We start from the raw sequence: 24881 nt of genomic DNA on the forward strand, positions 1-24881 counted from the left end.
TCCTGTGTGGGGCTGAAAGCCAGCAAACGCTACCCCAAGCCATGGACGCCGTATTGAAAAAACCTGTGTCGAGGGCGTGGCGCTGGCTTACGGTCGGGCCGGCTTCACAAGCTGTGACAGCAACGCTTTGTCCAGGCTGGCGGCGACGCCGACGCTGCGACCAGCGAGATTGGCGACGGCGTAATGGACCGAGCTGCCCAACACCTGCGCCGACTCGGAAAGCGTCAGCCCGTAGTCCTGGGCGAGCCATTTGATCAGGCCGGTGGTCGCTGCGCGCGTGGCTTCGTCGATGGAGCCGGCCTGCCCAAGCGCCATGATCTGCGTTGGCGATTCGACGCGCGGCATCGGCACTGTTTTTCCGTGGATCACGTCCACGGTGATCTCGACATCCATGGATGTCTCCAGCGCGTACTGCGAAGTCTCGCCATCGCCTTGAAGGGCATGCGCGTCGCCGAAGTACAACAGCGCGCCCGGCTGGTACACCGGCAGGTAGACCGTGTTGCCTTCGACGACCTGGTTGAAGTCCATGTTGCCGCCGGACCGACCGGTATCGCCCGTGGACATGGCGGGCGAACCGAAACCCGGCGCCACGGCCATGCCGCCAAGCATCGGCCGCACCGGAACGCTGTAGCTCGCCAGCGCCGGCGACGCACTCATCGGAGCAGCCAGTCCCCTGGCGAGATCCAGCTTCCACCGTACCGGCTTGCCCAGTTCCTGGGCTTTACCGGCGAGCGATTGCCCCAGCGCCGGCCCGACGATGCTGTCGAGACTATCCGCATAGTCCCGGTTAAGACGCAGACGCTTGATATGGACGGCGAGCGTATCGCCCGGTTCGGCCGACATGACGTAGAACGGACCCACCTGGGGATTGCCGAACAGCGCCACGGTATTGCCCTTCTCGTCCACGCCACCGGAGTCGATCGTCCGCGTGTGGATGCTGTCGCCCGGCCAGACGGTGAGCACAGGCGCGCGGGTGGCGGAGAACTCGTTGGCATAGTCTTTCGGGGTGAAGGTGTAGACCTTGGGCGACCCAGTCGGCCGCGCAGGCAAGCGCTTCCCGGTAAATGCATGAGTCACGCGTTTGCCCGGGGCATTGGTGTCGGGATCGTCCGCTATACCCACCATGCCCGCGCCGTCGACCGTGGCTTTCAGGCGGTAGGTCGCCTGATCCGAATCGGTGACAGTGAAATCCAGGCGGTTGCCCTGACGGGTTCCCACCAGCTTGTCGCCATCGAATGTGCCGCTAAGGACGTTGCCGTCCTGACTGAGCGTGAGGCTCTGGTAAGCGGTATTGCCCCACATATCGGTCTTCAGCAACCAGTTCTCCACCGGCGACTCGCCGGCATGAACGGACAGGGGAAGAAACACACCGATCAAGGCGAGGCGACGGAGCATGGTGGTCCTTCAGGCAAGCTGGAGGCTCAGCCTAGCAGCGCGTTGTGCCGGGTCACATGTGGCTGATGGGCCAGAAGACGGCCTCCCTTTACAGCCCTCTGGCGGCGTCGCATATTAGTGACATCCGGAACCGGGGGGAGCGGATGTTAATCAGTCTTTTGCTGGGCCTGGCAACCGCCGTGGCCCCACCTGCCGTGGACGACACCACGCGGCAACTCCTGCGCCGCGCGGACTTCGAAGCGGCCATGATCTCGCCGGACGGCGAACACCTTGCCGTGTCCTCGCATACGCCGGACGGCACCATTGTTTCCGTGCTCGACCGACGAACCATGGAAACCCAATACCAGGTGTTGCCGGGCAAGCGCGGCGAAGTCACCGAACTGACCTGGGTGGGCCCGAAAGTGCTGGTCGTCGGCGCGAACGTCGCCGACGAAAGATATGAGGCAGCCCTCGTCGATCCCGCCCTCTTCCTGGTCACGCTCGGCGAGAAGCATCCCAAGCCCCTGCCCGTTCGCTTCGCTGGCCTGATCGAAGGCAACGACCACGAGGTCCTGGTGGTTTCCTGTGCCGGATACGACGGGGAAGGCAACTGCAAGACAAAGATCAGCCGCGTCGACACCGACCACTTGTTGCGCGATGGCACCCCGGTAGCCTCCTCGCCCATCGCCGACGCCGTCATGACACTGGACCACGCAGGCAAGGTTCGCTTTGCCAGGGCAATGGACAAGAACGCGCGTCAACAGTTGCTCGTGCATGGCGACGACGACAGCTGGAAGCCGCTCAACGATAGTGCCAACAGCGCGGTCTACGTCGTGCCGGCGGGCATCTCGCGCGACAACCGCACCGCGTACCTGTTGACTGAACACGCCGCCGCCCCGGACAGCATCGACTCCTACGACTTCGCCACCGGCGCGCGTAAGACACTCCTGCAGGACAAGGTATCCGACCCGCTGGACATCATCATGTCCAGCGACGGACTCGAGCCGATCGGAGCCTGGTTCGGTCCAGGCGCACCGACGGCCCGCTTCTGGAACGATGCCGACCCGGATGTGGTCTGGCGTAAGGCGCTGAATACCTCGTTCCCCGGCGAACAGGTGCAGGTGACCAGCGCCGATGCCAAGGGCGAGCACCTCATCGTTCGTACCATCAGCGACCGCGACCCCGGGTCGTTCTATCTGATCGACCGGGCGTCGGGCCACGGCGCCTTGTTGTTTCGCGCCCGGCCGGCGGTCGATCCGGCGCGCCAGATGCCGACCACGACCATCAACGTCACGGCGCGCGACGGCCTGATCCTGCATGGTTTCATCACCCTGCCCAAGCCGACGGCCGAACTGCCGCCCATGGTCGTCATGGTGCATGGCGGTCCGTTCTTCATCCGCGACAAGTGGAGCTACGACGAGGACACCCAGATCCTCGCCCAGCATGGCTACGCCGTTCTCCGGATCAATTTCCGCGGGTCGGCCGGCTTCGGACAGGACTTCATGCACCGAGGCTACGGCCAGTGGGGTGCGGCCATGCAGGACGATGTATCGGACGCGACGCGGTGGGCAGTGGCGCAAGGCCTGGCCGATGGCCACCGTGTGTGTATCTACGGTGGCAGCTACGGCGGCTATGCCGCGCTCATGGGCGCACTGCGCGAACCGTCTCTGTATCGCTGCGCAGCAGGTCTGGCAGGTGTCTACGACCTCAACAAGCTGTATTCGTGGGGAGACATCTTTCGCAGCAACTACGGGATGACTTATCTGCGCACGGTGCTCGGCACCGACAAGGTGCAGCTGTCGTCACGCTCGCCGAGCGACCACGCCACGGACATCACGATTCCAGTGCTTCTCGCCCATGGCATCGCCGACGGCCGGGTACCTGTGGATCATGCACGCCAGATGCGCAAGGCGATGACGAAGGCAGGACACGAGCCGCAATACGTCGAATACCAGTACGAAGGCCACGGGCTGGCGGTAGAGAAGGATCAGCTCGACTTCTGGGGACGGTTGCTCGCGTTTCTCGACGCCAATACGCAATGAAGCAAGACCGCCCAGGGTTCTCCTGGGCGGCATTTTCGATCAGGCAATACCGAGCAGGTTCTGCAGCTGTGCCGCCACGGTCGAGCTCAGGGCCGAAGCCGCCGTAGCCGCCGTCGTCGACGTTGCCGCCGCGGCGGTCGCGGGGTCCGCCGTGGTCGACGTCGCAGCGGTCAGGCTGTCGGTGAAGGGATCCGTTGTCGTGTCGGCATCGGTGGAAAGCAGACCCTTTCCGCCGTGGCCGCCATGCCCGCCGCCGCCGCGAACGTGCATCGCGGGCATCGGATTGACGCTGGTGGACGAACCAATCGTAGTCATTTGCGAAAGCCTTTGTTGGGTGGTTCTCCGTGTCAGCAATGGCCGTGCCAAGTCGTTCGACATCACCGGCAACAGGCCGGTTTCGATCGCCAACGAGGTGGCGCGTCAGTTTGACGACGCGAGTTCGTTCGTCTCACGATGCGACCCGGCGAACCGCGTCAGGACCTTGACTCACGGCGTCAACGAATGCCCGGCGATAACTTGCGTATAGCGCAGGACACTGCGTAAAACCACGGGAAACTACGGGCGTGCAAACGCATCCGCTCTCGAAACTCAGCTCTTGATAAACGCCAGCAAATCCGCGTTGATCGTATCGGCGTGCGTCGTCGGCATGCCGTGCGGGAACCCCGGATAGATCTTCAGCGTGGAATTCTTCAGTACCTTGGCCGAAAGCACACCCGCGTCCTTGTACGGAACGATCTGGTCGTCGTCGCCGTGAAGGACCAGCGCCGGTTTGTCGATCTTCTTCAGGTCGTCGTTGAAGTCGGTTTCCGAGAACGCCTTGATGCAGTCGTAGTGGGCCTTGGTGCCGCCCATCATGCCTTGCCGCCACCAGTTGTCGATGACGCCCTGCGAAGGCGTCGCACCGGGACGGTTATAGCCGTAGAAGGGGCCAGTCGGCAGGTCGAGGTAGAACTGTGCCCTGTTGGCCGCCAGCGCCGCGCGCAGGCCGTCGAAGACCTCGATAGGCAGGCCCTCGGGATTGGAGGCCGTCTTCACCATGATCGGCGGCACCGAACTGAGCAGGGCAATCTTCGCCGTGCGCTCCTGTCCGTACTGCGCGACGTAACGGGTAACTTCACCACCACCGGTGGAATGGCCGATGTGCACGGCGTCGCGCAGGTCGAGGTGCTCGGTCAGGGCAGCGAGGTCGGCCGCGTAGTGGTCCATGTCGTTGCCGTCTTCGGTCTGGCTCGAGCGGCCATGTCCGCGGCGATCGGCGGCGATCACACGAAAGCCCTGGCGCAGGAAGAACAGCATCTGCGTGTCCCAGTCGTCCGCCGACAGCGGCCATCCGTGACTGAAGACGAGCGGCTGGCCCGTGCCCCAATCCTTGTAGTAGATCGTTACGCCGTCTTTCGTGGTGATCGTGCCGTCCATACAACGCTCCTAAACGAGGGGGAAGCGGACGTGGCGGCGCCTACGCCCGCAGGCTAGCGGATACGTAGGGAATCTTTGTTCAATTGACGATTGTTTTATTGAACAAACGTCTTTTTGCGGGGGCGCTGAGGCCAAGCCGCCTCAGGCCCCGCAACAAGTCCTGCGCTGCGCGCTATGCCGCTTCCGTCCGTGCGAGATCGCGCACCACTTCGGTGAGTTCGCCCGTATCGATGTTATAGAAGAAGCCGTAGACGTTCACATGCCTGGGCACACCGGGACTTGCGCGAACCAGCGCGACGTCGTACTCGAGCGATGAATTGAAATCCGAAATACTGATGCTACCGCGGTCGTATTCCGAAGAGATGTCGACGCCATGCTCGTGCTTGAACGCGCCGAGCATGCCGTCGGTGGTAAAGGACGTCGCCCCGCAGAACGAATGGTGCACGACGACCACGTTCTCGAGGCCGAAAAGATGCTCCATCGTTGAGATCGACTGCAGGCCAGCCACCGCGCGCCCGCCCGCCACCGATATCGGAAACAGGGTCCTGGTGTGTCCCACCCGGTTGCCGGCTTCGTCGATGACATTCTCGCCGGGGTAGATTTCGCCGGGGAAATGCCTTGCGACCACTTCCGGAATTTCGGCGGCCCGCGGGTCGAAACAGTGGATCACGATAGTCTTGAGGTTGATGGCCTGGGCAAAGAGCTTGCGGAAGCTGGCCTCGTCAAACCCGGGCATCGCGCTGAATACAAACTCATTGAACGTGGCTTTCGTCGTGCACATGGGTATCTCCAGGAATCGGGGGGAGTGGACCCGGTTCGTCGGCCGGGAGATACCTATTATGGGAATGCAGGAAATCGTCTCAATTACGTACGGGGTAATGAAGCCAGGGCCGGCGTAAACTCCAACCACCCAACGCACTTATTACCTCCGACGTAATTGACCCGGTGCGGCCTGCATCGAATGCTCCCCTCTTCCCATGCGGCGCAATGACATGACCACCCAAGCGGGCAGTCCCCCAAGCGAGCTCGGCCGGATCCTGAAAGCATGGCGAGGCATGCGCGGCATAAGCCAGTTCGAGCTCTCCCTCCATACGGGCGTCTCACAGAGACACTTGAGCTTCATGGAGAGCGGACGTAGTGCACCTACCCGGCAAACACTCATGGTCGTCGCGGACGGGCTCGACATGCCTTTTCGCGAACGCAACGAGCTGTTGCTCGCCGCCGGTTACGCCCCGCTCTACGACGTCGATGAGTCCTGGGACGCCGCCTCCTTCGCCATCGTCCGCCACGCGCTCGAGCGCATGCTCGCGCAGCACGAGCCGTTTCCGGCGTTAGTAATGGATCGCTACTGGAACGTGGTGATGGTCAATGAAGCGACCCGACGGATGCTCGGCTCATTCATCGATCTGGCTCGCTGGCCTCGGCCGCGGAACATTCTCCGGATGATCTTCGATCCCGCCGGCTTACGTCCCTTTGTCGCCGATTGGGAGCGACTGTCCGCGTCCCTGATCCAGCGCGTGCGGCGGGAGGCGGTCGGCGGTGCAATCGACGAACCGACCCGGGAGCTTCTGGACTCACTGCACGCTTATCCTGGTACGGAGCATATCGGCACGGACGACCGCGCCGCCGATCTCCCCGTCATACCGCTCACCCTCGTCGACGGGAATCGTCGGCTCAGCTATTTCTCGCTGGTGACCACGGTCGGGACGCCGCGCAGTCCGGGCCCCCAGGAATTGCGCGTCGAGTGCCTGGCCCCTGTCGACGAGGCGACGGAAGCCTGGCATGGCACGCCGTCAGCCTAGTGCTCCGCCAGCCATCGCGTATGACGGGTCCTGCGCGCCGGCAAGAGGACAGAACGCAGCCACCCCGATAGAGGGGCTTCAACGTAGCGATACATCGCGGCGGCCATGATGAGCGCCAGTGCGGGTTGAAGAACGAATCTCGAAAAGCCCGCCACGGGACCCGAAAGGCCGCACTGAGCCACTGCTGCGGTGACCACGATGAAGGCCAACACGTGGATGAGGTAAAGCGAGTAAGAAACATCGCCCAACCACACCATCCGCGCGGGCACCTGGAAGGGCCTCACCTTCGCGGACAGGACAACCCCCAGGAAAGCGATCGCCATCAACAATCCCCATCCCCTTGGCCCGTGGAAATTCACCAGGCCGAGGGCATGCCACCCCACGACGACTATCAGCAGGCTTGCCGCTGTGACCACGCCTATCAGCACCCGACGGTCGACCCGCAGCGACGACATGTAGATCCAGCCTGCCAGCATGCCCAGCACGAAGTCCCAGACGATGGGATTGAGGGCCAAAACGGTGTAGCGCAGCCCATGGACGATGTGGAGCGAACTCACGGAAAAGTCCAGCGTGCCCTGCACTACCGGCACGACGACCAGGGTGGTGGCGAACCAGGCCGCCAGTGCGAGGTAGCGGTACTTTCCGAACAGCATGGCTGCGGCGAACACCACGTAGAAGCCGAACTCGAAACACAAGGTCCAGGCCACTCCCACGGTCATCTGGAAGTACAGCGGGAAATGGACGGGATCGTGCGGGATGAACAAAAGGCCTTCGAGCGCCTGCACGAGGACACCGGGCTCGCGAAAGCCCTGCACACCATGTTGCCCGACAGCCACATAGGCAACCGTCACGATCGCGTAGATCGGCCAGATGCGCACGAATCGCTTGACCAGGAAGCGCCACGCATACCCGAGGCTACCGTCGAAGCCCCGGGTGGTCAGGACCATGATGAAGCCGCTGATCAGGAAGAACAGGTCCACGCCCATGCCCAGTGGGAACATCGCCTCGAAGGCGCCATCCAGCCCCGCGACCTTCAACGCCTCCCTGTCGTGCAGGAAAACCACCAACAACGCTGCGACACCGCGTAGCGCCTGAAGCCAGGCCAGCTTGTGCTCGTCCGACTTCATCAGGCCTCCCGGCCGTGCATGGCCCATGGCCGTCCCGTGAGTGCCGTTATCCGCTCACAATGGTTGCACGGGTGTTGCTCACGATCGAACGGCAGCCCATCCGTTCTATCCCCGGGAAAGTCTCCACGTAATGATGGCGGCCACCACGGCAGGAATCAGAAACACGATCAGCAGCACCGGAAGCTCCTCCCTCACGGTGTACCCCGCACGAGCCACTCCGATCCACAGGTTGGCAATGGTCACGAGCAACCAGACGGGAATGAAGGCCTTCAGGGCCGTTGCAAGAGACGCCGAGGCATCGCCGCCCCATAGATTGCCGAACAGCAGGAATAGACCCATCAGGACAATGCCTCCTACGATCACTAGCAGCGTGTGCATGATGTCTTCGATCTCCTTGGGTCCGGGAATCCCAGTCTAGTCGGCATCGCGGTTATTTCAGCAAAGCCCACCACTGCGACAAGCTGACCACGGCCGTTCCGACCATCACCAGCCCCAGGATGGTCCAGGCATCGCTGAGCTGGTTGCCAGGCGAGCAATAGGCGCCTGGGGCGAACATCGCTGCCGCCATGCCCGTGTAGTGCATACCCGTAACGGCCACCGCCATCACAATGGCCGCGGCCAGGCGCAGCGCCACGTGGGTCCAGTGATGGCTCGTACGCAGCCAGGTCATGATCAACAAAGCCGCGCCGCTCGCACCCAGCGCGATACCGGCCGAGGCCCAGAACAGCAGCGGCCGGTACTCGATGGCCGGCAGCATGCGCATGGCGTACATGCCACCGTAGTGCATCAGGCAGACGCCGGTCGCCATGAGCACCGAAGCAATCAACCAGGTAAACAGGCGCACACCATTGCGGATCACGTAGAAACCGATCGCGCTCACCGCCACCGCTACCAGCCATGAGGCCGCGGTGATCGGCAGATCGAAGCTCACGGGTGCGCCGATGGTCATCGCGGCGATACCCATGAAATGCATGGCCCATACACCGGTGCCGAAAGCGAAGGCTCCCGCTAGCACCCAGCGCCCTTTCTGATCAGGCGCGGCAGCCCGGACCCGAGCCGTCATCTCGATGCCGCAGTAACCGGTGAGCGTGGCGATCACGAACGAATACGCCACCATGACCAGGTCGTAATGCTGTTCCATCAGGTTTTCCTCTTGTCGATCAGGCGCGGGCGAAGGTGAAATAGGCAACATTGTCGGCAAGACCATCGGCCTGCTCGAGCATGTGCCGGCTGGCCGAACTGGCCTGTTTCAGAAGCGACTCGTGCGCCTGCATGGCCTGGTCGATCTGGTTGAGTGCCACGCTTGCCTTGCCGACGCCATGCGACTGCTGCGCACTGGAGCGGGCAATGTGGCCGACCACATCGGTCAGTTCGCGCACGCTGTGCACGATCCTCGCCAGGGTGTCGCCGGAACTGCCGGCCAGTTGTGTCCCGTCACCCACCTTCTCACGGCTTTCGGCGATCAGCTGTTTGATCTCGCCCGCGGCCACGGTGCAACGCTGGGCCAGATCGCGTACTTCACCGGCGACGACAGCGAATCCACGTCCATGCTCACCGGCACGGGCCGCTTCGACCGCCGCGTTGAGCGCCAGCAAGCGGGTCTGGAACGCTATGGCATCGATCAGGCCGACGATATCGGCGATTCGTCCACTCGATTCACCGATCGCTTGCATCGCCTGCTGCATCTGCGCAACGACGTCACCGCCATCCTCGGCACACCTGCGCGCTTCGCCCGCAAGACGATCGGCGTGGCGCGCGTGCTCTGCCGTCTGCTCGACCAGGGCCGAGACGGTTTCCATGCCCGTGGCGGTGTCGCGCAGTCCCGTAGCGTCTTCGATCAACTGGCGGGACAAGCTGTCGTTGTCGGACACCATCTGCACAGCGGCGACATTCACCGCACCGGCGCCATCGCGTACCTGGCGGATCACACCGGCCAGGCGCTCGTCCATGTCGCGGAAGGCAGCGCGAAGCTCGCCGATCTCATCGGAATAAAGTGTCGGAATGCGATTATCCAGGCGGCCGTCGGCTACGGTACGGGCCAACGCAAGCGCGTCACGAATGCGCGTGGTCACCGAGCGGACGAAGATGCCGTCGAGAATCACCGACAGAAGAAGACCGGCCAGCACAGCGCCAAGCTCGACCTTCAGAATGACATGCCCTTGTGCCATCTGAGCCTGCGCCAGCGCATCGAGCGAATGCCTGGCCTGGGCAAGCGAGGCATCCGTGGGGTGGCCTTCCATCTGACCTAACAGCTTGCCCGCGTGTTCGTAGACTGTCGCGGCATTGGCGTTTGCCCGGTCGATACCATAGAGGCCGGCTACGCCTATGACGACCAGAAATGTCAACAACAGTCCCAGCCGAAGTCCCATACGGACCTTGATCGTGTAGCGAATCATGACAGCCTCCCCGCTCTTGGACACTGCCGTGATTATCGACAGCCCGCAGGGAGACTTGAGGGGTATTTACGAGTCGCCTGAAGATAAGCCGCGCTATCTGATAAATCTGTTTTCAGTTGCCGAATTTGTGATTAATTTGATATCGCATGACTGTTGGCACGGGCTCTCGTGCACGGCTGCGAGCAGCATTCGGATGACATGACCCGACCCAAGAACGTTCTCGTTGTCGCCACGATCGCCATGGTCTCCCTGGTCGTCGTCCTGCTGGTTGCCGGGACGCTTTACAACCAGCTCGCGCTACACAAGTTGCGCTCCCTGGCGCACGCTCCCGGCGAGATCTACCGGGTCGACGGTTACGACGTGCATATGTTCTGTACCGGAGAAGGCTCCCCCACCGTCATGCTGGACACGGGCCTGGGCGATGACTTCACGACCTGGGTAAAGGTGCAGCCGGAGTTATCCAGGGTCACCCGCGTCTGCTCGTTCGACCGCAGTGGTTTCGGCTCAAGTGCCATGACGCCCCGCCCCCATGACGCGGACACGCTTGCCGCGCAGCTGCACGATCTTGTGCGAGTCGCGGGTATCGACACACCGTTTGTCCTGGTGGGCCACTCCATCTCTGGTCTTTACCTGCGCGCTTACGCCAAACGCTACGTGGGCGAGCTTGCCGCGCTGGTATTCATCGACGCAGCCACACCGCTTCAGGACGATCGCGTGCCCAGGAGCCTCGTCGCCATCCAGGAGTCCCAGCGAGCCGGGATGCCCTGGCAAAAATTACTCATGACGATCGGCTGGTACCGGCTACAAGGCATCTGCTCGAGCGTGCCGGCTGGCTTTGAGGCGTACAGCGCGGTCATTCAAGCGAACAACTGTGACCCGACGCAGTTCGATGCGCTTGAGGCCGAACTTGACGCCGTGCGGCAGTCCGGCGAAGAAACCCTCAAGGTCGGCCCCTTCCCTCACCTGCCCGTTCTCATCCTCTCGCGCGATCCCACCTCAATGCCGTCGAACTGGCCACCGGAAGTGGCCAGGGCGAACTCGTTGGTCTGGAACCAGATGCAGGAAGAGAGCAAGGACCTGTCGCCGATCAGTCGTCGCATCATTGCCAAGGGTAGCGACCACTATATTCATGTCGACCGGCCCGACCTGGTGAATCGTGAAGTGACGGGGCTTGTTGAGGCGCTCCGGCGGGGTGAGGTTTCTTATTCGCGAGCTGAGCCTACGATTGAAGAATAGGGTTTTTGCACTGGGGGGCGCTATCGCCGCTGAAGCGGCTCCCACAGGGGGGCGTTTGTCAGTGGGCTATTGCGGGGACTGCGCCGGGATCGATGTCCTTGTCGGGTTTGATGCGGAACCACAGGGCGTAGAGCGCAGGAAGGAACAGCAAGGTCAGCACCGTGCCACCGATCGTGCCGCCAATCAGGGTGAAGGCCAGCGAACCCCAGAAGACCGAGAAGGTTAGTGGAATGAAGGCGAGTACCGCGGCGAGCGCCGTCAGGATGACCGGTCGCGCACGCTGCACCGTCGCTTCGACGACCGCGTGGTACGTATCCAGTCCCTGTCGCTGGTTGGTGTGAATCTGGCCAATCAGGATGAGGGTGTTGCGCATGATAATGCCGGCCAGGCCGATCACACCCAGGATGGCGTTGAAGCCGAACGGCTGGTGGAACAGGAGCAGCGTCGGCACGACGCCGACCAGAGCCACCGGCGCGGTGGCGAGGACCATCAGCATGCCCGCGATGGACCTGACCTCGAACACGATCACGATCATCATCAGGAGCAGCATGACCGGGAAAACGGCGGCGAGCGCGACGTTGGCCTTACCCGCTTCCTCGAGCGCACCAGCGGTCGTGATCGCGTAGCCGGGCTGCAACGTTGCCATCAACGGCTTGAGATCGTTGAGCACCTGCATCGAAACGTCGGGTGGCTGGAACGCTTCGCCAATGTCGCCGCGCACGGTGATGGTCGTCATGCGATCGCGACGGCGAAGGATGGGGTCTTCCATGCGCACCTCCGTGTGGCCAAGCTGGTCCAGAGGCAGCCGCTCCCCATGCGAACCCACGAGCGTGAAGGCACTGAGCTGCGCGGGGTCCAGACGGGTCGGCCCGGAACTGCGGGCCACCACGTCGACTGAGCGGATGTCCTCGCGAACCTTCGTCACTGTTGTGCCCGTGAGCAGGAACTGCAGCTGGTCCGCGGCGTCGCGCGAGCTCAGGCCGATCGCCTGCAGGCGGTCCTGGTCGAGTACGAGATGTACCGTCGGCACGCGCTCGCCCCAGTCACTGTTGACCGTGCGCATGCTCGGATTCTTCTGCATCACATCGCGAACCTTCGCCGCGAGGTCGCGCACCCGGCCCTCGTCCGGACCGGAAACGCGGAAGGCCACCGGAAACGGCGAATACGGACCGAAAACGATTTGCGTAGCACGTACGCGCGCCTCGGGCGCAAGGCCATCCTGCACGGCCTGCCAGACGCGCAACTTGAGCGCATCGCGTGTCTTCTCATTGTCGGTGAGCACGACGATCTTGGCGAACGAGGCATCGGGAAGTTCCGGGGCGATCGCGAGGTAGAAGCGCGGCGCGCCCTGCCCGATGTAGCTGGTGACGATCTTCGCCTCGGGTTGCTTGCGCAACCAGGCCTCGACTTCGCCGACCGCCTTACTGGTCGCTTCGATCGACGTGCCTTCGGGCATCTGCACTTCGACCAGCACTTCCGGGCGGTCCGACGCCGGGAAGAACTGGTTCTTGACGAAGCCCATCCCCAGGACAGCCAATACGAACAGGCCGACCACGGTCAACGCGACGGCCAGCTTCCGGCGCACTGCGAAGGCAATCACGCGGCGCAGCTTCCTGTAGCGCGGGGTGCCGTAGATAGCGGCATGACCACCTTCCACCGGACGGATATCCGGCAGCAGCTTGACGCCGAGGTAAGGGGTGAAGATGACCGCGACGAGCCACGAGGTGAGCAGCGAGAACATCACCACCCAGAAGATATTCCCGGCGTACTCACCGGCGGTCGACTTGGCGAAGCCCACCGGCATCAGGCCAATGGCGGTGACCAGCGTGCCCGCCAGCATGGGCGCCGCCGTGTGCCCCCACGAGTACGTCGCCGCCTCGATGCGGTCCTTGCCCTCCTCCATCTTCACCACGATGGTCTCGATGACGATGATCGCGTCATCGACCAGCAGGCCTAGCGAAAGAATCAGCGCACCCAGGGTGATGCGATCGAAGTCGCGTCCGGTCACCAGCATGATGACGAACACGCCGGCCAGGGTAAGCGGCACGGCGGCAGCGACCACCAGACCCACGCGGAAGCCCAGGCTGACCAGGCTCACCGCGATCACCACCGCCAGGGCAACAAAGAACTTCAGCATGAATTCGTCATAGGCCTCGGCGATATTGACCGCCTGGTCGGTGACCTTCGAGAACGTCAGTCCCACCGGCATCGTCGAGGAGATCGCCGATGCTTCCTTCTCAAGCGCCTTGCCCAGGTCCAGACCGTTGTAGCGCTCCTTCATCACCACGCCGAGGATGAGCGCCGGCTCACCGTCGTTACGGATGAGGAACATGGCCGGATCCTCGTAGCCACGACGCACCGTCGCGACATCCGCGAGGCGAAGCGTGCGCCCGTTGGCGACGACGGGGGTGTCCTCGATGCGCTTGAGGTCGTCGAACGCGCCGTCGAGTCGTACGACCACGGAGGGTCCCTGCGTCTCGATCGAGCCCGCCGCGGCCAGCACGTTCTGTTTGTTGAGCGATTCGAAGATTGCCGTCGGCGCGATGCCGAGCGTGGCCAGTCGCTCATGTGAGAACTCGACGAAGATCTTCTCCGGACGCTCGCCGATGATGTTGACCTTCTTGACGCCCGGCACATGCAGCAACTGCTGCCTGACGGTCTCCGCTTCGCGCACGAGCAGGCGGTGCGGCTCGCCACGCGCCTTGAGCGCGTACAGGGCGAAGGTCACGTCGGCATATTCGTCATTGACCAGAGGTCCCGACACGCCGGGCGGCAGTTTCGCCGCTTCGTCGCCCAGCTTCTTGCGCGCCTGATAGAACTCCTCGGGCACCTCTGACGGCGGTGTGTCGTCACGCAGCGTCAGGGTGGTAAAGGCCAGCCCGGGACGGGAGAAGGTTTCGCTGCGGTCATACCATGTCAGTTCCTGTAGCCGCTTTTCCAGCGGCTCGGCGATCTGGTTCTGCATTTCCTCGGCGGTGGCACCGGGCCATGCGGTGACCACCGTCAACACCTTCACGGTAAAGCTCGGATCCTCCGCACGCCCGAGATGGAAGAAGGCAAAAAGGCCTGCCACCGATACCGCGATGATCAGGAACAGCGTGACCGCGCGTTCGCGTACCGCAAGCGCGGACAGGTTGAAGCCGATGCTCATTTCGTCGCTTCCTGCACATCGGCCACGCGTACCTGCTCGCCTTCGTGAAGCTGATGCGCACCCAGGGAAACGAAGCGCTCACCGGGCAAGAGGCCGCTGGTCACGGCCACTGTCTCATCGCCGAGGCTGCCCAACTGCACGTGGCGCCACGTCACCACCGGCGTCTTACCCTTCAGAACCCACACGCCGGGGCCCGCGCCGTTGTCGTAAACGGCGGCAAGCGGCACGGTGGTGGCCGCTTCGCGTCCGTCCGGCAGGCGGACAACAACGGTTGCACCCAGCGGCGCATCCGCGGCCTTGCCTTCCAGTACGTAGCGCGCTTCGAACGTACGCGTCGCGGGGTCGGCCGCATCGGACAGCACGCGAAGTCGTGCCGGCCCGGCCTCTCCTGCTCCGCCGAACACCGATGCCTGTGCCATCGAGTCAATGGCCGGGCGAACCGTTTCCGGCAAGCTGACCAGCGCCTCACGCGGGCCCGCATGGGCGAGGTGAATCACGGTCTGGCCCGCCGCGACCACCTGGCCCGGTTCGGCGAGGGTGTCGACCACCGTGCCGTCGGCGTCGGCGACGAGCACCGAGTAGCCGGCCTCGTTCGCCGAGACCGATGCCTGCGCCTGGGCGGCACGAAGGCGCGCCGCTCCGGCGTCGGAAGCGGCCTTGGCCAGGTCGTAAGCCGAACGGGAAACCGCACCGACATCGGCCAGGCCGCGCAGACGTTTTTCATCGGCGGCGGCCTGCACCGCCTGCGCGCGCGCCGCCTCCACTTGCTCGGTCGACGCGGCATTGGCGAGCGCGAGATCCGTGCGATCGATGCGCATCAGCGGCTGGCCTTTCCTGACGACCTGGCCGGCGTCCACGAGCCGCTCGGTGACTTTTCCCGGAACCCGGAAGCCCAGCCCACTCTGGACACGGGCCGACACGACACCGGAAAAGGCGCGCTCGCCGTGCGCACCCGGCGCTACGGTGGCCGTGCGCACCATGGGTGCCTGGAGCCGGGGATCCGCCTGCGTCTGCGAGCAGGCGGCAAGGGCCAGTGCCAGGGCAGCGACCCCGGGAGGCAGCAAACGACGGATCGGGAGCAACGTATCCACGGCGGGCTTCCATTAGGAAAGCCGCACTTTCGTATCTTGTGACCAATATGTCAACTGGTCACTGGAAACTCAGTTATACCGTCAGGGGGCGAGACTGCGCAGGATCAGGTTCGTGACTGCGGGTAATCCCTGGTCGATCTGATCGAGGTTGTGCTGGAGCAGGAGCGGGTGAGTAAACGGCGACGTGGCCAGGCAGATCGCCTTCAGGACCTCGTCCGCCGGCGTCTTGCGCTCGAACTCACCGGCTTCGCGTCCTTCCCGGATGATGCTGGCCAGTAACGCCTCGAACTCAACGACGTAAGCCGTTGAACTCGCCCAATTTTCGGCGCAGGAATGGATCACGATATCGTAGAGCTGCCGATCAGCGAAAAACTGGGCGCGATTCTCTTCCACCGTGGTGCGAAAGAGCACCCGCAGCTTCTCGTGGGCGCCTTGGGCAGCCTCGACGGCGGCTGTAATGGTTCCGAGCTGCGCGGAAAGGCAGCGCCAGCAGATGGCCTCGCCGATCGCTTGCTTCGAGTCGAAGAATTTGTAGATGTACGCCTTGGAGAAGCCGATCGCCTTGGCCAGGTCAGCAACGGTGGTCTTGGCGTAGCCGTACCGGCTGAAGTGCGCGTCGGCGGCCTCCACAATCTGCTCGCGGATGCCGGGAGCGCCCGTCGGGCTTGCCTCGGGTGTCGTAATCGCGTCGGTCATGGGCAAGATATACCGGATACACCCCCACCTTGACAACTAGTGACCGTTTCGTATTCGGGTAACCTTCATCAAGACCGAGCCTCCAGCACGATGTTGAACGGAGTCTCCGCGGCACGGCGAAGGCGTCGGAAGCCGCCGGCATCGACGATCACCTTGCGCAAGCGTGCCTCGCCGGCCTGGGCACCGAGTGCCGGACCATGCCGGGCGAGCGACACCGGTACGCAGATCATCGAAGACGCCGCGTAATACACGCGACCGACGGGATTGAGGTTGTCCGACGTGCTGTCGCCGGCAGCGGGCTCAACGATCATGCAGGTGCCGTCCTCCTTTAACGCCGTTCTCGCGTGGCGGGCTGCTCCGTCGGGATCGGCCATATCGTGCAGGCAATCGAAGAACGCGATGAGGTCGAAATCGCGGCCGTTATAACCGGTCGCATCCGCCTGTTCGAACGATGCATTGATCACGCCGGCCTCCCTTGCCCGCTCGCGAGCGACGTCGATCGACGGTGCGTGATAGTCATAGCCAACGAAATGCGATGTCGGGAACGCCTTTGCCATCAGCACGGTGCTCGCACCATGACCACAACCGACGTCGGCGACCTTGCCGCCACGCTTGAGCTTGTCGACCACACCTTCAAGCGCGGGCAACCACGCATCCAGCAGATGAGCGTGGTATCCGCCGCGAAAGAATCGTTCGACACCATGGAACAGACAGGGATGATGTTCGCCCCACTCCATGCCGGCACCGCTACGGAAGTTGTCGCGCACGCGTGGATAGGTGTGGAAGAGTGCCTGGGCGATTTCGTACGCCCCGGCAAGATCGACCGGGCCGGCAGGATCGGCAAGGCACACAGCCTGTTCTTCATTGAGCCGGTACTGGCCCGACGACGCGTCGTAGTCAACGTAACCACCCGCGGCCTGGTTGCCGAGCCACTCGCGAATATAGCGCTCGTTGGTGCCGGTGCGCTTCGCCAGCTCGACAGGTGTCAGGGACTCCTTTGCGAGCGCCTTGTACAAGCCCAGTTCGTCGCCGAGCAGGACAAGCACCGCGCTGAATGCGGCGCCGAGATCGCCAACGGCTTTTCCCAGAAAGGCGTTGAGTTTTTCTTCGTTAACGGACATGAGTTCGCGCTCCGCAAGAATGGCTTGATCAGGCGAGGGTCACCTTGATCTAGTCCAATCCTGCGCGCACGGCCACTGTACAAACGGCCTAGATATCACCAGCGAACTACGAAGAACTACTGAGGTTTTCAGCAGACGCGCTATTCGACGAAGGCAATGAAGCGCTTGTCGCTTTTTGTCAGCGCGCCCGCGTTCATGAGACTCGCTCCGGCTGAATCCAGAAGCGCCAGGGTGCGCTCCCGATGCGAAACCAGTACCCAATCCGGTTGAGACGTTCCCGGCAATGCATCGACCGACACCGCGTCGAGTGCTGCAAGAAAGTGTGATCGCTCTGGCGTATGGGTTACGACGCCCTCGTTGGTCAGTCCAGCCTCGACAATGCCGAGCAGCTCGCATAGACGCCCCTTTGCATCGGCCTCGCGATAGTCCGACCCACGTCGACTGTCGACCGCCTCGGCAACGGTCGTGTCGGCCCAACGACCCTCATCGGTTTGCAGCACCGTCCCGGTCGTCCATGCCTCAGGAGGACAGAGCTTCTGTGCAGGATCCACGGAAAGAAACGGGTTCACTTCGGCCGGATAGATGCGACATGCCATGGGCCGCCGCTCGTAGATGCCGCAGCTCATGTCACTGCGCAGGTTCGGACACGCCCCTTCGAAGGTGGCCAGCAGGGAGACAATGACGCGGACCGGAAGCGTTCCGCTCGCTGCCGCGAACGAGCGGTTGCGCTTATGCTGGGCCACGCCGTCGTCCGCCGGCATCTCCTGCGGCCAGGGGATGGCTTCGCAGAACAGTTCGACATCGCCTCCCTCGCCAAGCCAGTTCCGGGCTTCGGCAAGTCCGAGGGGCAGGCGCAGGCCGTGGCAACAACGGCCACACATGGTGCAGGAGAAATGAAGGGCATGGCATCCTGGTCCGGGTCGCGGGAAAGGCACGTATGACCATTCGCCTCAGAACCCGATCCGGTTACAGGTCCCCCTCAAATGCTTAGCGAAAAGCGACCGCCGGTTCGCCTTGCTTCAATACATAGCCACGCTCGGCCATGATCCGCGCCACCGCGTCCTCGGCGTCCTTGAATACGCACTCGAGCGGTTGGTTGGCGTCGATGTCCACGATCGGCGCACCGCTGTAAGTCAGGTACGGTGTTACCGCGATCTTCCGGGCAAGGGCATCCCGGCGATGGTCGGGCTTGCGCGCGAATGCGGTGTCGACGTCGACATTGAGCCTGAGCACCAGATCCGGCCGGTAGCTTGCCATCCACTCGAACATGGCCTGCTCACGCCGCGCCAGGGTGAGTACCAGCCGTGACCCGCCGGGACTGTCAGGAAAGCCCGGACCATCGTAGGCCCCCGGGACGGCAATCTGAGGGTAGCGGTCCGTGATGACGATGAGGCCCTGCTTCCTCATAGCGAGCATGCGCTTGAAGCGCCGCTTCCGTCGCAGGGTAAAAGCGCTGATGACCAGGGCCGGCAGCAGGGTGGGCTGCTTGTCTTCCTTGAGCCGGTCATTCACGTCGTCGGCCTTGCGGCGGATCAGACGATCCATGGCCGCACCGACGAGCGGCAATTGCCCGATAGCGCGCCCCACATTGCCCGACTGCTTGCCCAGATGGGCCCGCCCCGCCGGTCCGTAGCGGCCGACCCACTCGAGAATGTGGTCGGCCACGGTGGATTTCCCGGAGCCATCGCTACCGATTATGGCAATCAGTGGCGCCAAGGCGCCGGACTCTTCCCGCATTGTCATGCCCGAATTAAGAAAACTGTCATTGAAATCATACCAGCGCGTATCCAGATTGAGACAATTCGTAGGCTTCGTGGCCGGCGCCTTCGCATATGTGAAGGGGCGGTAGAACTCTGGTAGACGCAAAATGAACGATGTAATAAAATTGTATTCGTCTAGCACTAACCGGGGGGTATCTGGTGTGCGTACCTTTTCCCAACCCATTGATTCTTCTCGCCCCTTGTCTATCGTCGCCTTGACCGGCTGCGATGGTTCGGGCAAGTCGACCCTGCAAGCGGACCTCGTTGCGCAGCTGCGCGTGCTCGGTCCGACCGAGGCGCTTTACCTTGGGCAGTCGTCGGGACGCATCGGCGAATGGATCGCCACCCTGCCGGTCATCGGCCCGGCCATGAATCGCTATCTGGTCGGCAAGTCGGACAAGGTCCACGATCGGCCGTCCGCGCCCCCGGGTAATGTCACCGCCCTTGCCATCTATCTGCTATCGCGCTGGCGCGCCCACAAGTTCGCTCGCATGCTGGCCATGGCCAGTCGCGGCGTGCTCGTGGTGACCGACCGCTATCCGCAATCGGAGAAGGCCGGCTTTAATTTCGACGGCCCGCAGCTGGCGAAGACCGAGGGCGGCAACTGGTGGGTCCGCCGCCTCAGGGCCAGCGAACGGCGGCTCTACGAGTGGATGGCGACCAGCATTCCGATGCTGGTGATCCGGCTCAATGTCGACGCGGAAACGGCCCACGCCCGTAAGCCCGACCATAAGCTCGCCTCATTACGCGAGAAGATCGCCGGATGGCCACACCTCAAGTTCAACGGTGCCCCCATCCTCGACCTCGATGCGCGGGATGAGGCCAGTGCGGTCCTGAGCTCGTCGCTGCACGCGATTCGCGCCGCGCTCCAGGCGTCGCCCGCCCGGGCTTCAGCGGCGTGACGGTGAGTATGGGGCCGGTCGCCGGACTCATCGCCGTGGTCGGTTGCGACGGCACCGGCAAGTCGACGCTCACCCACGACCTGGTGAAAAGGCTGGGCAACGACGGCGCCGCGGTGCGTCGTTACCTGGGCCTGGTTTCCGGTGAGACCGGCGACAAGATCAAGCGCCTGCCGCTGATCGGCCCGCGCCTGGAGAAGCGCCTCGCGGCGAAGGCCGCGCACGCGCAGGACATGAAGAACAAGCTGCCCAACGCCTGGGGTGCGCTTGTGATGTATGGCCTGTCGCTGTGGCGCGCCGCGCACCTGCGCCGAGTGGTTCGCCTCGCGGAAAGTGGCGTGCTGGTCATCACCGACCGCTATCCGCAGGCCGAAATCGCCGGGTTCCGCTACGACGGTCCGGGACTGGGCATGGCGCGAAGCCAGAAGTGGCTGGTGAGCAAGCTCGCGGCACGCGAGCAGAAGTTATATGAGCGCATGGCGATGATCCGCCCGGCGCTGGTGATCAAGCTGGACATCGACCTCGCCACGGCTCAGGGACGCAAACCCGACCATGGCACGGCCGAGCTGACCGACAAGATCGCGGTGATGAGGCGCCTCCGGTTCAACGGTGCGCCCATCTTCGATCTGGACACCCGGGCACCCTATGCCGACGTGTTCGAGAAGGCGCTCCGCGCCGTTACCGCCGCCGTAGCACCGCTTCCGTTCGTCCAGGACGCCGCCGCATAGGCCGTCCCGCGACAAGCCCTGCTACAGAACGCAACCTCAAAGATTCGAACAGACTTGAACACACTACTTCCGACTTCGTCGCAAGCACCGCTATGGCGCCGCCTGCTCATCCGGGGCGGTAAACACTTCCTGCGCTGGAGCGGCGATTTCCAGGCGAAGCATTCGCTCGTGCCGACCACGCCCGTGATCGACAACAAGGAGTTCGACTGGGTGCCCCGCCTGGAGGCCGCATGGCCCGGGATTCGCGCCGAGCTCGATCACCTGCTCGAGCACCCGGAGGACATCCCGGCGTTCCACCAGCTCTCCCCTGACCAGAAGCGCATCTCCAAGGGTGATAACTGGAAGACGTTCGGTTTCTACATTTACGGCAAGCGCGTGGACGAAAACTGCGCCGTGTGTCCGCGTACCGCCGCCGCCCTGGATGGGCTGCCGGGGATGCGCACTGCCATGTTCTCGATCCTGAAGCCGCGCTACCGCATCGACGCCCACAAAGGTCCGACCCGCGCGGTGATCCGGGCCCATCTGGGCGTGAAGGTCCCGGCGGACCGGCAGAACGTGTGGATCCGGGTCGACGACCAGATCCTCCACTGGCAGGAAGGCAAGGTGGTGCTGTTCGACGACAGCTACGAGCACGAAGTCCACAACGACACCGACGAATACCGCGCGGTGCTGTTCATCGACATCGACCGGCCAAGCGACCGGATCGGCACGCTATTCAATCGCGCGATCTTTGCGCTGATCCAGGCAAGCCCGTACGTGAAGGCCCCGTTGAAGAACCTCGCGAAGTGGAATCAGGATCACAAACGACGCTGATCGGAAAGGACCCGGAAAGGACCCCGACTTCTGGCTGTAGCGTTGCTGAAGCAACTTCCGTATTCTTTAACGAAAGACTGAGTAAATTCTTAACAAACCGACCAATTATGGTACCATTAGGTACAGTAACCTCCTAGAAACAACATGGGAATGTCCCCATCTAGTTTCGGAGAACGCTTGAGAACGCGATAAGACCATGAGCGCAGACGGAAACATTGCCATCCAGGTCGGGCTACCCACGCCCACCATGAACACGGTGCCCCTGCGCCGTGCGGACTTTGCCAGCCTTGCAGAAGTGCTGGACTACGCCGCACATGGCGTCACTGGTGCCAACTTCTACGCGGGCGGCAAGCTTGACCTGGCCCTGCCCTACCGGACCCTCCGCAAGGAAGCCCTTGAGCTGGCGCAGCGACTCGCGACGCTCGGGCTGAAGCGCGGTGCCCGTCTGGCCATCGTGGCGGAAACGAACGCTGACTTCCTGCGTTTCTTTTTTGCCTGCCAGTACGTGGGCCTCGTTCCTGTCGCCCTACCGTCGACAGTGAATCTCGGCGGCCATGATGCGTACGTGAAGAAGCTTCGCGGCATGCTCCAGGCCGCTGGCGCCTCGGTGGCCGTTGCGTCGGAAGCCTTCATCGGTTTCCTCGGCGAGGCCGTCGCTGGTCTGGATATCGCCAAGTGGGGCACGCCCGCCGCGTTCGCCGAGCTGCCGATCCAGAACGTCGAACTGCAGCCACTCGGCCCGACCGAAGTCGCCTACCTGCAGTTCACCTCGGGCAGCACCGGTACGCCGAAGGCGGCGATGATTACCGAGCAGGCCCTGATGGCCAACCTGCAGGGTTCGAACAATCACGGCCTCGACCTGCGTGACGACGACCGCTTCGTGTCCTGGCTTCCGTTCTATCACGACATGGGCCTGGTCGGCTGTCTGCTCACCGTCATGGCGGGTCAGCGCTCGATCGACTATCTCGACACGCGCGAGTTCGCGATGCGTCCGCGTCGCTGGCTCGAGTTGATGAGCTCGTCGAAGGCCACGATCGCCTATAGCCCGCCGTTCGGTTACGAAATGTGCGCGCGTCGTGTGAAGCCGTCGGATATCGCTTCGTACGACCTGTCCCACTGGCGTGTCGCCGGCATCGGTGCAGAGCCCATCCTGCCCGAAGTCCCGGCTCGCTTTGCCGAGCTGCTTGCCCCGGCTGGCTTCGACGCTCGCGCGTTCGTGCCGTCTTACGGCATGGCCGAAGCCTCGCTGGCGATCAGCTTTTCGCCGCTGCAGGCTGGCATCGTGGTCGAGTGGATCGATCCCGCCAACCTGGCCGAAGACCTCATCGCGACGCCGGTCGCTGCCGGTACCGGTACGGGCTTCGTCCGTTGCGGCGGTCCACTGCCGGGCCACGAGCTCGAGATCTGGAACGACGCAGGCACGCAGCTCGCCGACCTCCACGTGGGCCGCATCATGGTTCGTGGTCCGAGCGTCATGTCGGGCTACTTCCAGCAGCCGGAAAAGACCGCTGAAGTGCTGGCCGCCGATGGCTGGCTCGACACCGGCGACATCGGCTACGTCGTCGACGGCGAAGTCGTCGTCACCGGTCGCCACAAGGACATGATCATCGTCAACGGCCGCAACATCTGGCCGCAGGACATCGAGCGCATCGTCGAGCGCCAGCCGGAACTGCGTTCGCAGGACGCGTCGGCATTCGGCGTGCCGGGCCCGGATGGCGCGGAAGTCGCTGCCGTGGTCGTCCAGTGCAATACCGACGATGTCGAGATTCGCGAGTCGCTGGTCAATCGTATCCGTGGCGATCTGCTCGAAGAGCTCGGCATTGCCTGCCTCATCGAACTGGTGCCGCGTCATACCCTGCCGCGCACCTCGTCCGGCAAGCTGTCGCGTTCGGCCACGCGTGTGGGTTACCTGGAGCGCCAGGCCAAGGCTCACGTACAGGCTCCCCGGGCCGCTGCCGCGGCATGATCGACCCTGCTGCCGCAAGGCAGCCCGTCGTCGCACTGACGGGTGCCACCGGTTTCGTTGGCACCGCGTTGCGGCAACAGCTGGTGGCTTCGGGCTACCGCGTACGTGCTCTCTACCGGCCCCGGGCCGACCGTGTCCTGAAGGACACCGATAACCTCGAATGGATCCCCGGCGATCTCGCCGATCGCGCCGCGTTGGCCACCCTGGTGAAGGGTGCCGACGCGTTCGTTCACTGCGCGGGCAGCGTTCGCGGCGCCCGGCGCGAGGACTTCGACCGCGTCAACGAACAAGGTGTTCTGGACACGGTCCAGGCTGCTGCCGGGGAGCCTTCCTGCGGCCGATACCTGCTGATTTCCTCCCTTGCCGCGCGCGAGCCGCAGCTTTCGGACTATGCGGGCAGCAAGTGGCGCGGTGAACGTGCGCTCGAAGCCAACGCCGGCCGCCTGGTCTGGGCCGCCCTCCGGCCGCCTGCCGTCTACGGCCCGGGAGATCGCGAAATGCTTCCCTTGTTCCAGGGCATGGGCCGTGGACTGGCGCCGATCCCGGGCGACGGCAAGGGCCGCTTTTCCCTCATCCACGTCGCCGACCTCGCGTCCGCGGTGGTCGCGTGGCTGGCATCCGAAGGCGATTCGGGAAATACTTACGAACTGGATGACGGCCATCGAGGCTACGACTGGGATACCGTGCTCGCCACGGCATCGCGCGTGCTGCGCGGGAATGCGCCGATTCGTCGGTTGACGATTCCCGCGTCATTATTGCGACTTGTTGGTGGCGTTAACCTCGTTGCGGCGCGCATCTTCGGATACGCGCCCATGCTGACCCTCGGCAAGGTGCGTGAGGTGACGCACGCCGATTGGGTGGGCGATGGCACTGCCTTCGAACACGCAACCGGGTGGCGACCCGTCTTCGGCTTCGAGCGCGGTCTTGCCGACACGCTCGGCAAACCCTCTGCGCACTGAACGGAGTGCCCTCATGAATCACCAAGATGTTGTTGCACAACTTATCGAACTCGTCACCCCCTTCGCGGAAGGTCGCCCGGTGGTGATCACCGAGAACACCGGCATCACGAGCGAGTTGGGGCTGGACTCGCTGAAGGTCATGGATCTGGTCGTCGCCGTCGAGGACGAGTTCGACATTTCCGTGCCTATCAATGCGCTGGCGGAAGTACGGACGGTAGGCGACTTTGCGTCGCTGATCCAGAAATCTGCAGGCGAGAACGCGTAAGCGAGCGGGCGACGTCGCGTCACTGATCCAGAATTCCAC

General features: G+C 63.5%; 23 protein-coding genes. 9 read left to right on the top strand and 14 right to left on the bottom strand.

The annotated features are described in order from the left end of the window. Window positions 1-87: 87 nt before the first annotated feature. Complete coding sequence (locus C8J98_RS06535; protein ID WP_107912061.1) at window positions 88-1395, bottom strand: acetamidase/formamidase family protein; 1308 nt, start codon at window positions 1393-1395, stop codon at window positions 88-90. A gap of 143 nt (window positions 1396-1538) precedes the next feature. Between C8J98_RS06535 and C8J98_RS06540 the strand changes: the two genes are divergently transcribed. After that, a complete protein-coding gene (locus C8J98_RS06540; RefSeq protein ID WP_158272625.1) occupies window positions 1539-3416 on the top strand; it encodes a prolyl oligopeptidase family serine peptidase in 1878 nt (625 codons plus the stop codon). Between the two features lie 39 nt (window positions 3417-3455). Here the strand turns inward: C8J98_RS06540 and C8J98_RS06545 are convergent, their stop codons facing one another. The 3 genes from C8J98_RS06545 to C8J98_RS06555 all read right to left on the bottom strand — a co-directional run bounded on the left by C8J98_RS06545 (window position 3456) and on the right by C8J98_RS06555 (window position 5613). Continuing rightward, the gene (locus C8J98_RS06545; RefSeq protein ID WP_107912065.1) at window positions 3456-3731 is read right to left on the bottom strand and encodes a hypothetical protein; all 276 of its coding nucleotides are present in this window, start codon (window positions 3729-3731) and stop codon (window positions 3456-3458) included. Window positions 3732-4004: 273 nt separating this feature from the next. Further along, window positions 4005-4832 (bottom strand): alpha/beta hydrolase, encoded by an 828-nt coding sequence (locus C8J98_RS06550; protein WP_107912067.1) that lies wholly within the window; start codon window positions 4830-4832, stop codon window positions 4005-4007. A gap of 172 nt (window positions 4833-5004) precedes the next feature. After that, complete coding sequence (locus tag C8J98_RS06555) at window positions 5005-5613, bottom strand: carbonic anhydrase (protein WP_107912069.1); 609 nt, start codon at window positions 5611-5613, stop codon at window positions 5005-5007. Window positions 5614-5824: 211 nt separating this feature from the next. Here C8J98_RS06555 and C8J98_RS06560 point away from each other — a divergent pair, with 211 nt between their 5' ends. Further along, window positions 5825-6634, top strand: a complete 810-nt coding sequence (locus C8J98_RS06560; protein ID WP_107912630.1) for a helix-turn-helix transcriptional regulator — start codon at window positions 5825-5827, stop codon at window positions 6632-6634. On the opposite strand, the gene C8J98_RS06565 is transcribed toward C8J98_RS06560, so the two are convergent. From C8J98_RS06565 to C8J98_RS06580, 4 genes are all read right to left on the bottom strand, one after another. Beyond that, a complete protein-coding gene (locus tag C8J98_RS06565) occupies window positions 6631-7761 on the bottom strand; it encodes an acyltransferase (RefSeq protein ID WP_158272626.1) in 1131 nt (376 codons plus the stop codon). The two genes, C8J98_RS06560 and C8J98_RS06565, sit on opposite strands and share 4 nt — an antisense overlap. Window positions 7762-7866: 105 nt before the next feature. Beyond that, window positions 7867-8139, bottom strand: a complete 273-nt coding sequence (locus C8J98_RS06570; RefSeq protein WP_107912072.1) for a hypothetical protein — start codon at window positions 8137-8139, stop codon at window positions 7867-7869. Between the two features lie 52 nt (window positions 8140-8191). Continuing rightward, window positions 8192-8902 carry an MHYT domain-containing protein gene (locus C8J98_RS06575; RefSeq protein WP_158272627.1) on the bottom strand — a complete coding sequence of 237 codons (711 nt, stop codon included), beginning with the start codon at window positions 8900-8902 and terminating at the stop codon, window positions 8192-8194. 19 nt (window positions 8903-8921) lie between these two features. Continuing rightward, complete coding sequence (locus tag C8J98_RS06580; protein ID WP_107912076.1) at window positions 8922-10157, bottom strand: methyl-accepting chemotaxis protein; 1236 nt, start codon at window positions 10155-10157, stop codon at window positions 8922-8924. Between the two features lie 198 nt (window positions 10158-10355). Between C8J98_RS06580 and C8J98_RS06585 the strand changes: the two genes are divergently transcribed. Next, window positions 10356-11393 (top strand): alpha/beta hydrolase, encoded by a 1038-nt coding sequence (locus tag C8J98_RS06585; protein WP_107912078.1) that lies wholly within the window; start codon window positions 10356-10358, stop codon window positions 11391-11393. Between the two features lie 58 nt (window positions 11394-11451). On the opposite strand, the gene C8J98_RS06590 is transcribed toward C8J98_RS06585, so the two are convergent. The 6 genes from C8J98_RS06590 to C8J98_RS06615 all read right to left on the bottom strand — a co-directional run bounded on the left by C8J98_RS06590 (window position 11452) and on the right by C8J98_RS06615 (window position 19396). Continuing rightward, window positions 11452-14544 carry an efflux RND transporter permease subunit gene (locus C8J98_RS06590; RefSeq protein WP_199229833.1) on the bottom strand — a complete coding sequence of 1031 codons (3093 nt, stop codon included), beginning with the start codon at window positions 14542-14544 and terminating at the stop codon, window positions 11452-11454. Beyond that, on the bottom strand, window positions 14541-15626 hold the full coding sequence (locus tag C8J98_RS06595; RefSeq protein WP_343125719.1) for an efflux RND transporter periplasmic adaptor subunit: 1086 nt from the start codon (window positions 15624-15626) through the stop codon (window positions 14541-14543). Before C8J98_RS06595 ends, C8J98_RS06590 begins: the two co-directional genes overlap by 4 nt. A 90-nt stretch (window positions 15627-15716) precedes the next feature. After that, window positions 15717-16331: a TetR/AcrR family transcriptional regulator gene (locus C8J98_RS06600; RefSeq protein WP_107912080.1), complete on the bottom strand. Its 615-nt coding sequence runs from the start codon at window positions 16329-16331 to the stop codon at window positions 15717-15719. Between the two features lie 68 nt (window positions 16332-16399). Then, window positions 16400-17452, bottom strand: coding sequence for a class I SAM-dependent methyltransferase (locus C8J98_RS06605; protein WP_107912082.1), 1053 nt, complete (start codon window positions 17450-17452; stop codon window positions 16400-16402). Between the two features lie 140 nt (window positions 17453-17592). Continuing rightward, window positions 17593-18333, bottom strand: coding sequence for a YkgJ family cysteine cluster protein (locus tag C8J98_RS06610; protein ID WP_107912084.1), 741 nt, complete (start codon window positions 18331-18333; stop codon window positions 17593-17595). A gap of 106 nt (window positions 18334-18439) precedes the next feature. Further along, window positions 18440-19396: a thymidylate kinase gene (locus tag C8J98_RS06615; protein ID WP_233260135.1), complete on the bottom strand. Its 957-nt coding sequence runs from the start codon at window positions 19394-19396 to the stop codon at window positions 18440-18442. Between the two features lie 16 nt (window positions 19397-19412). On the opposite strand from C8J98_RS06615, the gene C8J98_RS06620 reads away from it, so the two are divergent. The 6 genes from C8J98_RS06620 (at window position 19413) to C8J98_RS06645 (ending at window position 24842) form a co-directional block, all read left to right on the top strand. Then, a complete protein-coding gene (locus C8J98_RS06620) occupies window positions 19413-20114 on the top strand; it encodes a hypothetical protein (RefSeq protein ID WP_107912087.1) in 702 nt (233 codons plus the stop codon). Window positions 20115-20116: 2 nt separating this feature from the next. After that, on the top strand, window positions 20117-20839 hold the full coding sequence (locus tag C8J98_RS06625) for a hypothetical protein (RefSeq protein WP_199229834.1): 723 nt from the start codon (window positions 20117-20119) through the stop codon (window positions 20837-20839). 54 nt (window positions 20840-20893) lie between these two features. Continuing rightward, a complete protein-coding gene (locus C8J98_RS06630; protein WP_199229835.1) occupies window positions 20894-21652 on the top strand; it encodes an aspartyl/asparaginyl beta-hydroxylase domain-containing protein in 759 nt (252 codons plus the stop codon). Window positions 21653-21848: 196 nt separating this feature from the next. Then, complete coding sequence (locus C8J98_RS06635; RefSeq protein ID WP_107912091.1) at window positions 21849-23618, top strand: fatty acyl-AMP ligase; 1770 nt, start codon at window positions 21849-21851, stop codon at window positions 23616-23618. Next, entirely contained in the window at window positions 23615-24577 is a 963-nt protein-coding gene (locus tag C8J98_RS06640; protein WP_107912221.1) for an NAD-dependent epimerase/dehydratase family protein, read from the top strand. The genes C8J98_RS06635 and C8J98_RS06640 overlap by 4 nt, the downstream gene beginning before the upstream one ends. Before the next feature lie 13 nt (window positions 24578-24590). After that, complete coding sequence (locus C8J98_RS06645) at window positions 24591-24842, top strand: acyl carrier protein (protein WP_107912223.1); 252 nt, start codon at window positions 24591-24593, stop codon at window positions 24840-24842. Window positions 24843-24881: the final 39 nt, after the last annotated feature.

Source organism: Luteibacter sp. OK325 (assembly GCF_003050935.1).
Taxonomy (GTDB): domain Bacteria; phylum Pseudomonadota; class Gammaproteobacteria; order Xanthomonadales; family Rhodanobacteraceae; genus Luteibacter.